Annotated in this window: 13 protein-coding genes; 11 read left to right on the forward strand and 2 right to left on the reverse strand. The window is 47.9% G+C overall.

What is annotated here, in order from left to right; genetic code table 11:
* Positions 1-32: 32 nt before the first annotated feature.
* From TOL_RS04565 to der, 9 genes are all read left to right on the forward strand, one after another.
* On the forward strand, positions 33-1,196 hold the full coding sequence (locus TOL_RS04565) for an aminotransferase class V-fold PLP-dependent enzyme (protein ID WP_015486120.1): 1,164 nt from the start codon (positions 33-35) through the stop codon (positions 1,194-1,196).
* A 121-nt stretch (positions 1,197-1,317) separates the two neighbouring features.
* Positions 1,318-1,743: a nucleoside-diphosphate kinase gene (gene ndk / locus TOL_RS04570; RefSeq protein WP_015486121.1), complete on the forward strand. Its 426-nt coding sequence runs from the start codon at positions 1,318-1,320 to the stop codon at positions 1,741-1,743.
* Positions 1,744-1,817: 74 nt separating this feature from the next.
* The gene (rlmN, locus tag TOL_RS04575) at positions 1,818-2,966 is read left to right on the forward strand and encodes a dual-specificity RNA methyltransferase RlmN (protein ID WP_015486122.1); all 1,149 of its coding nucleotides are present in this window, start codon (positions 1,818-1,820) and stop codon (positions 2,964-2,966) included.
* Positions 2,963-3,760 carry a tetratricopeptide repeat protein gene (locus TOL_RS04580; RefSeq protein ID WP_015486123.1) on the forward strand — a complete coding sequence of 266 codons (798 nt, stop codon included), beginning with the start codon at positions 2,963-2,965 and terminating at the stop codon, positions 3,758-3,760. The genes rlmN and TOL_RS04580 overlap by 4 nt, the downstream gene beginning before the upstream one ends.
* Positions 3,757-4,875 (forward strand): flavodoxin-dependent (E)-4-hydroxy-3-methylbut-2-enyl-diphosphate synthase, encoded by a 1,119-nt coding sequence (gene ispG / locus TOL_RS04585; protein WP_015486124.1) that lies wholly within the window; start codon positions 3,757-3,759, stop codon positions 4,873-4,875. Before TOL_RS04580 ends, ispG begins: the two co-directional genes overlap by 4 nt.
* A 32-nt stretch (positions 4,876-4,907) precedes the next feature.
* Positions 4,908-6,188, forward strand: coding sequence for a histidine--tRNA ligase (gene hisS / locus TOL_RS04590; RefSeq protein ID WP_015486125.1), 1,281 nt, complete (start codon positions 4,908-4,910; stop codon positions 6,186-6,188).
* A 53-nt stretch (positions 6,189-6,241) separates the two neighbouring features.
* A complete protein-coding gene (locus TOL_RS04595) occupies positions 6,242-6,904 on the forward strand; it encodes a YfgM family protein (RefSeq protein ID WP_015486126.1) in 663 nt (220 codons plus the stop codon).
* A complete protein-coding gene (gene bamB / locus TOL_RS04600) occupies positions 6,904-8,097 on the forward strand; it encodes an outer membrane protein assembly factor BamB (RefSeq protein WP_015486127.1) in 1,194 nt (397 codons plus the stop codon). The genes TOL_RS04595 and bamB overlap by 1 nt, the downstream gene beginning before the upstream one ends.
* A 91-nt stretch (positions 8,098-8,188) precedes the next feature.
* Positions 8,189-9,688, forward strand: a complete 1,500-nt coding sequence (gene der, locus TOL_RS04605; protein WP_015486128.1) for a ribosome biogenesis GTPase Der — start codon at positions 8,189-8,191, stop codon at positions 9,686-9,688.
* A 69-nt stretch (positions 9,689-9,757) separates the two neighbouring features.
* On the opposite strand, the gene TOL_RS04610 is transcribed toward der, so the two are convergent.
* Both TOL_RS04610 and TOL_RS04615 read right to left on the reverse strand, forming a co-directional pair.
* Positions 9,758-10,537 carry a crotonase/enoyl-CoA hydratase family protein gene (locus tag TOL_RS04610; RefSeq protein WP_015486129.1) on the reverse strand — a complete coding sequence of 260 codons (780 nt, stop codon included), beginning with the start codon at positions 10,535-10,537 and terminating at the stop codon, positions 9,758-9,760.
* Between the two features lie 12 nt (positions 10,538-10,549).
* Entirely contained in the window at positions 10,550-12,340 is a 1,791-nt protein-coding gene (locus TOL_RS04615) for an acyl-CoA dehydrogenase (RefSeq protein ID WP_015486130.1), read from the reverse strand.
* Between the two features lie 127 nt (positions 12,341-12,467).
* Here TOL_RS04615 and TOL_RS04620 point away from each other — a divergent pair, with 127 nt between their 5' ends.
* Positions 12,468-13,448: a GlxA family transcriptional regulator gene (locus TOL_RS04620; RefSeq protein ID WP_015486131.1), complete on the forward strand. Its 981-nt coding sequence runs from the start codon at positions 12,468-12,470 to the stop codon at positions 13,446-13,448.
* An 85-nt stretch (positions 13,449-13,533) separates the two neighbouring features.
* Complete coding sequence (locus TOL_RS04625) at positions 13,534-14,196, forward strand: phosphatase PAP2 family protein (protein ID WP_041588401.1); 663 nt, start codon at positions 13,534-13,536, stop codon at positions 14,194-14,196.
* Positions 14,197-14,217 lie beyond the last annotated feature (21 nt).

Here is a 14,217-nt window from a genome sequence, read left to right on the forward strand (position 1 = left end):
ATCACGCATTTGCCTTGCCGAACAGGTCGACCATGAAATCTCTCTATCTCGATTACGCCGCCACTACTCCTGTTGATGCTATTGTTGCGGAACGTATGGGGCAGTGCCTCACACTGGACGGTAACTTTGCTAATCCGGCGTCTCGTTCGCATCGATTTGGCTGGCAAGCGGAGCAGGCGGTAGAGGTTGCGCGTCGTCAAGTGGCGGATTTAATAAGCGCCGATCCGCGTGAAATTGTTTGGACGTCTGGTGCAACAGAAAGCAATAACTTGGCGATCAAAGGTGTCGTTGAGTGGCTGCGCCGCGAACAGCCAGGTCGGCCGCTGCACATCATTACCTCGGTGATTGAACATAAGGCTGTCCTTGATACCTGCGCATACTTACAGCAGTACCATGATGTTGATGTTACTTGGTTGAGTCCTGATGCCGATGGTTTGATTGATCCGCAGCAAGTTGCCGCTTCGCTACGGGATGATACGTGCTTGGTAACGCTAATGGCGGTGAACAACGAGTTAGGGACGATTACCGATGTCGCCGCAATTGCAAAATTGTTAGCTAAGCACTCTGCGTTACTGCACGTCGACGCGGCACAGGCCGTGGGCAAGATGGCGGTTAATATTAACGACTGGCAGGTTGATCTGCTGTCGATATCAGCGCATAAGTTTTACGGTCCCAAAGGTATTGGCGCTCTGTATGTGCGTCGTGATCCGCAAGTTAAGTTGGTGGCGCAGATGCATGGTGGTGGCCATGAGCGTGGTATGCGCTCGGGTACTTTGCCAACGCATCAGTTGGTAGGAATTGGGGAAGCAGCACGTCTTTGCCAAGAGCAACTAGAAGCCGATGAAAAGCGCATTCGTACATTACGCGATCGTTTATGGCTGGGCATTCAGGCGCTGGGTGACGTGTATATTAATGGTCATTTAGATCAACGTGTTGCTAATCATTTAAACGTGAGTTTCGGTGGTTTGGACGGTGAAATTTTACTCGCGTCCCTAGCCAAAGTTGCGGTGTCGTCGGGGTCTGCCTGTACCTCGGCCAGCGTCGAACCGTCTTATGTTTTGAAAGCCATTGGTCGCAGTGATGTACTTGCCCATGCCGGTTTACGCATGAGTGTGGGGCGTTTTACCACGGCCGACGATATTGATAACGCCATACAAGAGATCACTCGAGTAGTGACCTTACTGCGTAGTCATTGAAACAAGCAGTCGTCAATTGTTACTAGGATGACGTCATGCGTACAACTTTCATGAAAACCTGCGTATAATCCGCGGGTTTTAACCCTATAACTTCTCTTAAACACACAAATGGAGCTAAAAAATGGCTGTTGAACGTACTCTGTCGATCATCAAACCAGACGCTGTTGCAAAAAACGTAATCGGCGAAATCCAATCTCGTTTCGAAAAAGCTGGTCTACAGATCGTTGCTGCTAAGATGATCAAACTGGATGACGAAAAAGCGGGCGGTTTCTACGCTGAACACTCTGAGCGTGGCTTTTTCAAAGATTTGGTTGGTTTCATGACTTCTGGTCCTGTTGTTGTACAGGTTCTTGAAGGTGAAGGCGCAATCGCTAAAAACCGCGATCTAATGGGCGCTACTAACCCTAAAGAAGCAGCACCAGGCACTATCCGCGCTGACTTCGCAGAAAGCATCGATGCAAACGCTGCACACGGTTCTGATTCTGCTGAATCTGCTGCACGCGAAATTGCATACTTCTTCGCTGCTGACGAAATCTGCTCACGCTAAGTGGCAGTTTACGGAGGGGGCAGGAGCTCCTTCCGTTTCTTCCGTTCAGGATGCGCCACACCAGGTAAACACTGATGACCGATACCCCCGAAAAAATCAATCTGTTGGGCTTGTCGCCCGCCAAAATGGAAGCCTTCTTCGCTGATTTAGGTGAAAAGCGTTTTCGTGCTCAGCAAATGCTGAAATGGATTCATCAGTTAGGTGAGGCAGATTTCGAAAAAATGACCAATATGGGCAAGGGCCTGCGCGCTAAGCTTGCTGAGGTCAGCGAAATCCGATTGCCGGAAGTTGTGTACCACGATGTTTCGAAAGACGGCACCCAAAAGTGGGTGATGCGTATGCCTGGTGGCAGCTCAATTGAAACCGTCTACATCCCCGAAAAAGAGCGTGGCACTCTGTGTGTTAGCTCGCAGATTGGTTGTGCGTTGGATTGCAGTTTTTGCTCCACCGGCAAACAAGGTTTTAACCGTGATCTTTCCGTAGCTGAAATCATTGGCCAAGTATTTGTTGCGGCCATGAGTTTCGACAAGCCGGGGGAGCGTCGCGAACGCAAAATTACTAACGTCGTCATGATGGGCATGGGCGAGCCACTGTTGAACTTCGACAACGTGGTCGATTCGATGAACCTAATGATGGACGATAACGCTTATGGTTTGTCTAAGCGTCGAGTGACGTTAAGTACCTCTGGCGTTGTTCCTATGATGGATAAACTCGGTGACGTTACCGACGTCTCATTGGCAGTATCCTTACATGCGCCAAACGACGAACTGCGTAATAAACTCGTGCCGATCAATAAAAAATATCCACTGAAAGAATTGATTGCTGCAACGAATCGTTATTTAAGTAAGCTGCCGGATCGCCGTAAAGCAACCATCGAATACACTATGATGGAAGGCGTTAATGACGAAATGGAACATGCGGTTGAACTATCGGAACTGATGAAACAGGTTCCGTGTAAGATTAACCTTATTCCGTTTAATCCATTTCCGAATTCGGGCTATAAACGCCCAAGCAATAATCGCCTTTATCGTTTCCGCGATTATTTAGTAAACCAAGGTCATATCGTTACTATTCGTTCCACCCGTGGTGACGATATCGACGCCGCTTGTGGTCAGTTGGTCGGTCGTGTTGAGGATCGCACTCGCCGCAGTGAACGCTATATCAATGCTATTCAGCTAGACAATATAGATTCTGAACAAACCCAAGAAGGCCCATCGCTATGACAGGACGTGTGTTAGCTCGTTGTCTATTAATTTGCCTACCGATTTTCTTTCTTGCAGGGTGCGTGACTGTAACGGAAAGTCGTTTTACTAAAAAAGAATCTCCTGAAAAATCAGTCGAGAACTATACCCAGCTGGGCATAGGGTATTTACAAAAAGGGCGTCCTGATTGGGCCCGTCAGCGTTTGCAAAAAGCGTTAGCCATTAATCCCAATTATGCTCCTGCGAACGATGCTATGGGCATGGTTTGGCAAACCGAAGGTGAACTGGATTTAGCTGAAGAATATTTTCTGAAAGCCATCAGTGAAGACAAAACCTATACTTTAGCGCGTCATCATATTGGTCGTTTGTATTCGCAATTAAAGCAATCCGAAAAAGCCCAAGAGAATTTACAAAAAGCAGCCGACGATCGTTATTACGATAATCGTCCGGGCGCTTACAATGATTTAGCATTGAATTTTTATCGCATGGATAAGAGTCAACTGGCTATTGATGCGTATTTGCAAACCTTGCGTTTGGCTCCTTATAACGTCGATGCTTTAGTTAACGTCTCTACATTGTTATTTGAAGCGCAAAATTACGAAGAGTCGCTCAAGTATTTCGACCGTTTTGATCGTTTAGTGCAGCGTAACCAAACGCGTCATACGGCCCATAGTTTGTGGCTTGGAATTAAGTTAGTCACTATTCAGCAAAATACGGCGCGTGCGATTGAGTTTGCCACTGAGCTGAAGCAAAACTTTACTAACTCGACCGAATATCGTTTGTACCAAGAATCATTGGCAGGGCACGGTGCATGAATAAGAATCAACCAAATCCAATTAAGCGCCGCCTCAGTCGTAAAATCTGGGTCGGTAATGTGCCAGTAGGCGGTGATGCACCGATTGCTGTGCAAACCATGACAAATACCGAGACCACTGATGTGGCTGCAACGGTTGCGCAAATTAAGCGCGCGCAAGATGCGGGTGTTGATATTGTGCGCGTATCGGTGCCGACAATGGATGCCGCTGAGGCTTTCGGTAAGATTCGTAAATTAGTCGACGTCCCTTTGGTTGCAGATATCCATTTTGATTACCGTATTGCCCTGCGCGTTGCCGAATTAGGTGTGGATTGTTTGCGCATAAATCCGGGTAATATTGGCCGCGAAGACCGCGTACGTGAAGTGGTTGAAGCCGCGCGTCATAACGGTATTCCGATTCGTATTGGCGTGAATGCCGGTTCGTTAGAAAAAGACCTACAAAAGAAATACGGCGAACCGACACCAGATGCTTTGGTTGAGTCAGCCATGCGCCATATCGACATCTTGGATCGTTTGAATTTCCCTGATTTCAAACTGAGCTTAAAAGCATCCGATATTTTTATGACGGTAGCGGCTTATCGTCAGATCGCAGGCCAAATTGAGCAACCATTGCATTTAGGTATTACCGAAGCGGGTGGTTTACGTGGCGGCACAGTGAAGTCGTCTATTGGTTTAGGTTTATTGTTGTGGGACGGTATTGGCGACACTATCCGAGTATCGCTAGCAGCGGATCCGATTGAAGAAGTTAAAGTCGGCTGGGACATGCTGAAATCGTTAAAACTGCGTTCACGCGGCATTAACTTTATTGCCTGTCCGAGTTGCTCACGTCAAAATTTTGATGTGATCAAAACAATGAACGAGCTGGAAATGCGCACTGAAGATATCCGTACCAGTATGGATGTTGCAGTGATTGGCTGTGTGGTTAACGGTCCAGGCGAAGCAAAAGAAGTCGATTTAGGGTTAACTGGTGGGCAGCCTAATTTGGTTTATATCGACGGCAAGCCAGCGGAAAAACTCACCAATGACAATTTAGTCGACGACCTCGAACGTTTGATTCGTGCGCGTGCAGCTAAGCTCGCTGAAGAGCGCAAAGACATTATCGCGACCGACGTTTAATTTGGGTTGCACTAGGAATTTAGATCGAGTTTATGGCTAAAAATATTCAAGCAATTCGCGGTATGAACGACGTTCTACCTGCGCAAAGCCCTGTGTGGCAGTATTTAGAAGGTACTGTAAAAGACGTTCTTGCTGGCTACGGTTATGATGAAATTCGTATGCCGATTTTAGAGCAGACGGCGCTTTTCAAACGCTCTATTGGTGAAGTCACCGATATCGTTGAAAAAGAAATGTACACGTTTGAAGACCGCAATGGCGATAGCCTGACATTGCGCCCAGAAGGTACGGCTAGTTGTGTTCGCGCTTGTGAAGAACATGGTTTGTTGTATAACCAAACTCAACGTTTGTGGTACACAGGCCCTATGTTCCGCCATGAACGTCCGCAAAAAGGTCGGTATCGTCAGTTTTTCCAAATTGGTGTTGAAACCTTTGGGATGGCGACCCCCGATATCGACGCTGAAGTGATTCTGATGACCGCTCGTTTGTGGCAGTTCTTAGGGTTAAGCGATTCGGTGACGTTGCAGCTAAATACCTTAGGCAGTAACGAAGCGCGCGCGCGCTACCGCGATGCCTTGGTTGAGTTTTTAAGCGAGCGCAAAGATCAGCTCGATGAAGATAGCTTGCGCCGCTTAGAAACGAATCCATTGCGAGTGTTGGATAGTAAAGATCCGCAAACTCAGGCGGTATTGGTGGGCGCGCCGGAACTTCATGACTATCTGGATGACGAAAGTCGCGAGCACTTCGCCACCTTGCGCGATATCCTCGATAGCGCTGGTGTGAAATACGAGATTAACCAGCGTTTAGTACGTGGCCTTGATTACTACTGTAAAACCGTATTTGAGTGGGTTACTGATAAGCTTGGTGCACAAGGTACTGTGTGTGCTGGCGGTCGTTATGATGGCTTGGTCGAGCAATTAGGTGGTAAGCCAACCCCTGCGGTCGGCTTTGCCATGGGCGTTGAGCGTCTTATCTTATTGCTTGAAACACTAGAATTGATTCCAGCTGAAGTGTTACAAACGATCGACGTGTATGTTTGTGGCGTCGGTGTTGGAGCTGACAAAGCGGCGCTTCTGTTGTCTGATCGTATTCGTGGTGAACACCCTTGGCTGCGGGTCCAAACCCATTGTGGCGGCGGCAGCTTCAAGAGTCAGATGAAAAAAGCCGATAAAAGCGGCGCCCATTTTGCCTTGCTGTTGGGCGAGAGCGAAATCGCTGATGGCAATGTAACGGTTAAAGATATGCGTGGCGGTGCAGACCAGCAGACACTGGCTCAAGCCGACGTGTCGGCTTGGCTGGCTGAACACGTAAACTGATCAACTAACATATTAATAGAACAACAACGGACTCGTGTTGGGGATAAATAAGCATGACTGAATTGCGTACGGATGAAGAACAAGCAGAAGCGTTGAAAAAATGGTGGTCAGACAACGGCGCAGGCGTTGTAACTACGATTGCTGTGGTTGCTGCTGGCTGGTTTGGTTGGGGTGCTTGGCAAAACAACCAACAGCAAACTGGTGAAGCGGCTTCTGCTGTTTACAGCCAATTAGTTGAGTTATCTGCGAAACCAGCAGAAAGCCAAGATGCCGCTGCCAAAGCAGAGATGCAAGCATTGGCTGAACAACTAAAAAGCGATTACAGCAGCACTTCTTACGCTGATTTCGGCAGCTTGTTTATTGCCCGTTTTGCTGCAGAAGCCGGTGATTACGACAGTGCTGTTGCTGAGCTGAATGCACTGATTGCTAGCGCTGACAAAGGGCCGATCAAATACACCGCCCAAGCACGCTTAGCCGCTATTTTAGTGCAGCAAGAGAAACTGGATGAAGCTTTAGCAATTGTTACTAATATCCCTGATCCAGCTTATGCGCCGCAATTTGAAGAAACTCGTGGTGATGCTCTGTTCCTGAAGGGTGACAAAGCGGCTGCCCGTGAAGCTTATTTGCGCGCTTTAGGAGCGGCTCAAGAACTGGGTATTAATAATCCAGCGTTGCAACGTAAGGCTGATAGCTTGGCCATCGCTGGAGACGCCTAATGCGTTTGCTTCTTGTCCTGATGATGTCTGCCCTTGTAGGGGCATGTTCAAGCCAGTCGGTTAAATCGCCCACGCTACCGGATACGGATGGCAGTGTTGATTTATCCGTGAGCTGGCGCGCCACTTTAGGTAACGGGCCAGGAAGCAGCTATACGCGTTTGAAAGCCGTTGTGCAGGACGACACAGTCTACGCAGCAGATACATCAGGTATTGTATCTGCTTTGAACTTAGAGAACGGGCGTGAGCGCTGGAGCACACAATTAGACTTCGCTATTTTAGGTGGAGTTAGTGTTGCTGGTGAGCAGTTATTTGTAAGCACAAATGATGGCAGCCTCGTCTGTCTTGATACTGCAACCGGCGATGTCGTTTGGATCACGCAATTGAGCAGTGAAGCGGTTTCTCCTGCATCCACTGATGACGCGCGTGTGTTTGTGCAAACGGTAGATGGTCGTACCTCTGCGTTTGAACGTGCCGATGGTAAACAGGCATGGTCGTATCAAACGGCTGCGCCAGTATTAACCGTACGCGGTACGGGCGCGCCCGTCGTGCTAGAACAATTAGTCGTTACCGGTTTTGCTACCGGTAAAGTGGTGGCTTTAGATAAAGCACTCGGTATACCTCGCTGGAATGTGCGCTTAGCGTCACCTGATGGTCGCTCTGAGTTAGAGCGCTTAGTGGATGTTGATGGCGCGCCGATCTGGGATAACGGCATTCTCTACGCTGCTGCTTATCACGGTAAAATTGCGGCAATTTCTCAAATGGGTGAAACCATTTGGGAAGAAGACGGCTCTAGCTATACCAGCCCAGAGTTAGCGCTTGGTAGCTTGTATCTGACTTTGGAAGACGACAGCATTCAGTCTTACGACATGGTGAATGGTGCTAAAGCGTGGAAACAAACCGCTTTAACGGGTCGTGAAGTTGGACAAGTAACCGCCATCGGCACTCAGTTAGCCGTTGCTGATGGTGAAGGCTATGTTCATACCATGAGTCAGGTTGATGGTCATATAACCGGTCGTATTTTATTGCGTCCTCGTCCCATTCATATGAGTTTCCCAAATCAGGGCGAAGCCACTAACTGGCGCGCACTGCGCGGTAAAGATTTTGGTATCCGTAGTACGCTAGTCGCGACGGATGCTGGCTTATTGGTATACACCAATACTGGTGAGCTACTGTTATTGAACGTTGAGTCTTGATTCGCGTTTAGCGCGCGATGAGAATTAGGCTTTATATATGGGCGGCTAGGGCTGCCCGCAATTCGTGTTATTTTTCTGAGGGTTCCTGAAGATGGTTCCTGTCATAGCGCTGGTCGGGCGTCCGAACGTTGGTAAATCGACATTATTTAACCGCTTAACTAAAACCCGTGATGCACTGGTTGCTGAGATTGCTGGCTTAACTCGCGATCGTAAATACGGTGAAGGCAAAGTGGGTGAGTATCCTTTTATTGTGATTGATACCGGTGGTATCAGTGGGCAAGAAGAGGGTATTGACGAGGCGATGGCGTCACAGAGTTTTCAAGCGATAAAAGAAGCCGACATCGTGTTCTTCATGGTCGATGTTGGCGCTGGTATCACTGCGGGCGATCGTATGATCGCCGATTATTTGCGCCGTAGTGGTAAGTCTGCGTATTTAATTGCGAATAAAATCGACGGTAAAAATCCCGATGTTGTGCTCGCCGAATTCTTCGAATTAGGTATGGGTGAAGCGATTCCGATTGCTGCTGCGCATAACCGTGGTATCACCACATTAATCGATTACGTGATGGAGAAACTTCATCCTAAAGTCGAGCCAGAAGAAGAAACTGGATATCTGCCGGATGAAGCTGAGCGTGCAATTGAACACGAGCAGCTGAATATTAAAGGCACCAAAATTGCCGTGGTCGGTCGTCCGAACGTCGGTAAATCGACGCTGATTAACCGCTTTCTTGGTGAAGATCGTGTAGTGGTGTATGACGAAGCCGGTACAACTCGTGACAGTATTTATATTCCATATGAACGTCATGGTCAGGATTACACCCTGATCGATACGGCGGGTATTCGTCGTCGTAAAAACATTACTGAAGCGGCCGAAAAATTCTCGATTATTAAAACACTGCAAGCCATTCAAGATTGCCATGTGTGTATTTTAGTTTTGGATGCACGCCAAGGTATTGTTGAACAAGATTTACACATGCTGAGCTTTGTTTTGAACTCAGGTCGTGCATTGGTTATCGCCATCAATAAATGGGACGGTATGGATGCCGATGATAAGCAGCGTGTTAAAGATGAAATTGACCGCCGTTTTGGCTTTTTAACCTTTGCCGAAATGCACTTTATTTCTGCCTTGCACGGCACCGGTGTTGGCCATTTGTATGACTCTGTTGACCAGGCTTATGCATCGGCGATGGCGAAATGGCAAACCAATATGCTAACTCGCATTTTAGAAGATGCTGTTGGCAGTCATCAGCCACCGGTGGTTCGTGGGCGTCGACCTAAGTTGCGTTATGCTCACCAAGGTGGATCAAACCCACCGATTATCGTGGTACACGGTAACTTAGCTAATGACTTACCCGAAGATTATCGTCGTTACTTAGCCAATACTTTCCGTCGCGTATTAGAAATTAAAGGTACGCCGATCCGTTTTGAATTCCGCCAAGGTGAAAACCCATTTGCGGACAAAACTAAGGAAGTTAAACACAGTAGTCGTCGTCGTGCAGAAGCGGTTGAACGAACGGCAAACGTGCGTAAGAACAAGATTGAGAAAGCGCGTAAACAGCTGAAAAAGTCCTACCAAAAGCCGAAAGGTTGAGTAGCGCAGCTTCAGTTTAAATAAAAAAACCCGCATTTAAGCGGGTTTTTTTATGGGCGTGGTATTGGTTTATTTACCCGTGAACTTTGCCTCACGGCGCTGCATAAATGACATCACCCCTTCGCGCGCATCGGCGCTGGCAATGATGTTTGGCATGTCATCAAATACATGAGATAGCGCCGTAGTGTCGCCTTCAAAGCGTGCCAGTTTGGATGACCTGAGTGCTGCTTGTACACCTAATGGTGCCGCCGCCGCTATTTTAGTGGCGATCTCGTGTGCCTTATTTGCAAGTTCATCGGCGCTACAAAGTTCTTGTACCATGCCCCAGTCATAAGCTTGCTGTCCGGTAAATTCATCGCCGGTTAATAGATATCGCTGCGCTCGTCCCCAGCCAATTTCTTCGGGCAAGCGTACTGTGCCGCCACCGCAAGGGTAGATGCCACGTTTAACTTCAAGTTGGGCAAAACGAGTTTCGGGTGTGGCGATACGAATATCTGTATTAAGTAATAGCTCTAGACCACTGGTGTAGCACAGACCTTGAGTAGCAATAATTAGCGGCTTGGTTAAACGTTGACCGCTAATGCCATAAGGGTCTAATTCATCGTCTGCTAGCGTTGGCATGACGCCTTTGGCGAATATTGGTGCCCATTTATCGAGTTCTAGCCCCGAGGTAAAATGTTTACCGTTAGCGAGCAAAATACCTACCCGTAATTCAGGGTCATGTTCGAGTTGATAAAGAGCCTTGGCTAAAAGTTTAAACGTATCAATGTCGAGAGCATTGTATTTTTCAGGACGATTAAACGTCATGGTTAAAATATGTTCGCTGGCATTAATCAGTAAGCTACTCATGGTATTGATCCTTTAAAACCAGTTGTCTTGCATATCTAAACATGTTCGATCAAAGCTCGTTAATAAATGCGCTTGATGCTCGACTTCTGGCAACTCCCACAAAATAAAGTAACGCGCGGCTTGGATTTTTCCGGCCATAAAATCGGTATCTTCTTTTGATTCGGAGCTGGCAAAGGTCGAGATAGCTTTTTCAGCCATATCTAACCACAGCCAAGCGATAATGCATTTACCCATCATGTCGAGATAAAGGGCAGAGTTGGCCAGGCCCTCCTTTAATTTGCCACTTTGTAACGCAGAGCCTAATGCCAGCGTGGTTTGCATTAGGGTATTAATGTGTTTTTGATAAACGCCAACTAACTCTACCAATTCACTGTGCTTACCAGCAGCGTGCATGGTTTTCTGAATACGTTTGAGTAACAGCTTTTGGCCAGCGCCGTTCTCTTGCCATAATTTACGGCCCAGTAAATCCAGCGACTGAATACCGTGCGTGCCTTCGTGAATTGGATTTAACCGGTTATCACGGTAGCACTGCTCAACAGGGTACTCACGGGTATAACCCGCACCACCTAAGACTTGAATCGCAAGATCATTGGCACGTGGGCCATAAAACGATGGAAAGGATTTCACTACCGGAGTAAGTAGGTCGAGTAACCGGCCCGAATCCTCATCGCCGCCTGCTTCGTGCTCATCGACTAACCGTGCTGCGAGCATGCATAAGGCTAGTGAGCCTTCGACATAGGATTTTTGCGCTAGCAGCATACGGCGTACGTCTGCGTGCTCAATAATATTGATCTGTTTGCTTTGTGGATCTTTCTCATCAGGGCGACGGCCTTGCGGGCGGTTGCGGGCATAGTCGAGTGATTCCATGTAACCGCGATAACCGATCACAGCGGCTCCTAGGCCAACACCAATACGCGCCTCGTTCATCATTTTGAACATATAGCTAAGGCCGCGACCAGCTTCACCGATCAGATAGCCGTGACAATCGTCTTTTTCGCCAAACGACAACACCGTTGACGTGGTGCCACGGTAGCCCATTTTGTGTAGCAAACCGGCTAACTGCACATCGTTGCGTTGAATGGGTTCGCCGGCCTCATTGGTGATGAATTTAGGCACCAGAAACAGTGAAATACCTTTAACGCCTTGCGGCGCCCCCTGAATGCGAGCAATAACCAAATGAATAATGTTGCTGGTGATATCTTGGTCGCCGCCAGAGATATACATCTTCTGGCCTTTGATGCGGTAGCTACCGTCCTCGTGAGGAATGGCTTTGGTGGTTAAATCCCCCAGCGACGAACCTACATCCGGCTCAGTTAGCGCCATAGTGCCGGCACTGCGCCCGTCGAACATTGCCGGTAGATAGCGGCTTTTTTGTTCGTCATTGCCAAAGGCATTGATTAAGTTAGCGGCCGCCATGGTTAAAAAAGGGTAACCAGCGGTTGATGGGTTGGCGGCAGTGAAGTAGGCCATACAGGCACTATGAACCAAGGCTGGCAGCTGCATACCGCCATCTTCATAGCTATGACGAGCAGATAACAATCCGGAATCCGCAAAGTGCTGCCAAGCAGTTTTTACTTCAGGGATAGTGCTAACACGCTCGCCATCAAATTGTGGCTCGTTGGCATCCGCCTTCGCGTTATGCGGTAAAAAGTAATCGGTAGCAATACGTTCGGCAGTCGTCAGCACGCTATCAAAAGTCGTGCGGTCGTGTTCTTGATAAGCAGGTAATTGGCAAAGTTCTTCGGCGTTGAATACGGTATTCAGTAAAAAATCCATATCCTTCGAGCTAATGAGTTGCGGCATGCGTGTTGCTCCCGATAAGCGTAAAGCCAAAAAGTCTGGCGTATTGTCTCTTTTTACCAGTATCGGGCTTGTCATGCCGTCTGGTAATTGTCAATATAGCCACAGATAAAGCCATTAGTGACAGATTATGCAAAACATCGTCGTTGTAGGATTTCATAAAGCATTGGCTTCGGCTATTACCGGTGTCGCTGACTTATTGGCCTTGGCCGGAGTTTCTTGGAACCGAATTCAAGGTGAAGAGCCTGAGCGTCTATTCAATGTGCGTATTGCTAGTCCTGATGGCGAGCCTATCCGCTGTATCAATGGCTTGATGCTTGGCGCACACATGAGCTACGACCAGATTACCTCAGCAGACGCTCTGATCGTGCCCTCTATTGGTGGTGTATTTGAAGAAGTGTTGGCGAATGCTGCTCCTACGTTGGAATTACTGCGTCGTGCGGATCGAAATGGTTGGGTGATTGCAGGTAATTGCACAGGTAACTTTCTATTGGCCGAAGCGGGAATACTGGATGGCCGTAGCGCCACGACGCATTGGGGTTTTAAAGAGCAATTTGAGCAACGCTATCCGAAGGTGGATTTAAAGGCCGATCAGTTAATCACTCGCGATGCACATATTTATTGCGCTGGGGGTGGTTTGGCTTGGTTTGATCTAGGTTTGCACATTATCGAGCGCACCGTGGGTTTTGAGGTCGCGATCCAAACCGCAAAGGCCTTCGTTATTGATTATCGTCGCGATAGCCAATTAACCTATTCATTGATGCGCTTAGCGAAACCGCATAAAGATGATCTAGTGAAAGACGTACAGGCATGGTTGGATGAGCATTATTCGGAAACCGTAACCGTAGAGGCACTTGCCGACCGGTTTAATGTGTCCAAACGTACCATTATTCGTCGCTTTAACTCTGCCCTTGATATGCCGCCAAACACCTATGTGCAGTCGATCCGAATAGAAGCCGCGCAAAAGTTACTAGAAGAAACTGAACGCACCGTTGATGTGGTGATGAATGATGTAGGCTACGATGATGCTAGTTCATTCCGGCGTTTGTTTCGCAAGAAAACTGGGCTCACCCCAACAGAGTATCGTCGCCGTTTTAGTCGCCGTTTTTAGTTTGAATAGTCATGAAATGTATTCTTCGATGACCAATTATGCGTAAAACGGTATGCTGCCTCTGGAATTGTTATGGGGCCGTGTAATGAGTTTTTTACGACAGAATGCAGATTGGTTAAGCATGCTTTTTTTAGCGGCTATTTTTGTTGCTTTCCCGCAGATAGACCTAGCCGTCAGCGCAACTTTTTATGATCCTGTAAGCCATTCTTGGCCGTATGCCCACCATCCTATTGCCGATTCTATTTACGCCTTATTTCGTTATGCACCCCATGTGATCGTACCGACGCTCCTGATCGTGATTGGCCTTACTTTTGTTAAGCAAGGTGTTGATGTTAGGCAACGCAAGTCGTGGTTGTTTCTCTTGCTGGTACTGCTTATTGGCCCAGGTATTCTTGTTCATGGTGTATTCAAAGAGGGATTTGATCGCAGTCGTCCCAAAAATATTGAACAATTTGATGGTCCAAATACCTTCACCCCCGCATTTGTTATTTCCGATCATTGTTCTAAGGGCTGCAATTCATTCGTGAGCGGTCACTCAGCGATGGGCTTTTGGTTTATTGCCTTTGCTTGGGTGCTGCGTCGCCGCAGTTGGTTCTGGTTTGGGATAGCGGTTGGAGTAGTGGTTAGCGCGACGCGCATTGTTCAGGGAGGGCATTTCTTGAGTGATACGATATTTGCAGGCTACGTTTGTTACTTCACCTGCCGCGCTTTGGGGTATTGGTTTCTAGGGCGCAGTCGATTGGAGTAGCGTCATAAAGTTCCCTTTAGT

Origin of the sequence: Thalassolituus oleivorans MIL-1 (assembly GCF_000355675.1) — a bacterium.
In the GTDB taxonomy this organism is placed as follows: domain Bacteria; phylum Pseudomonadota; class Gammaproteobacteria; order Pseudomonadales; family Oceanobacteraceae; genus Thalassolituus; species Thalassolituus oleivorans.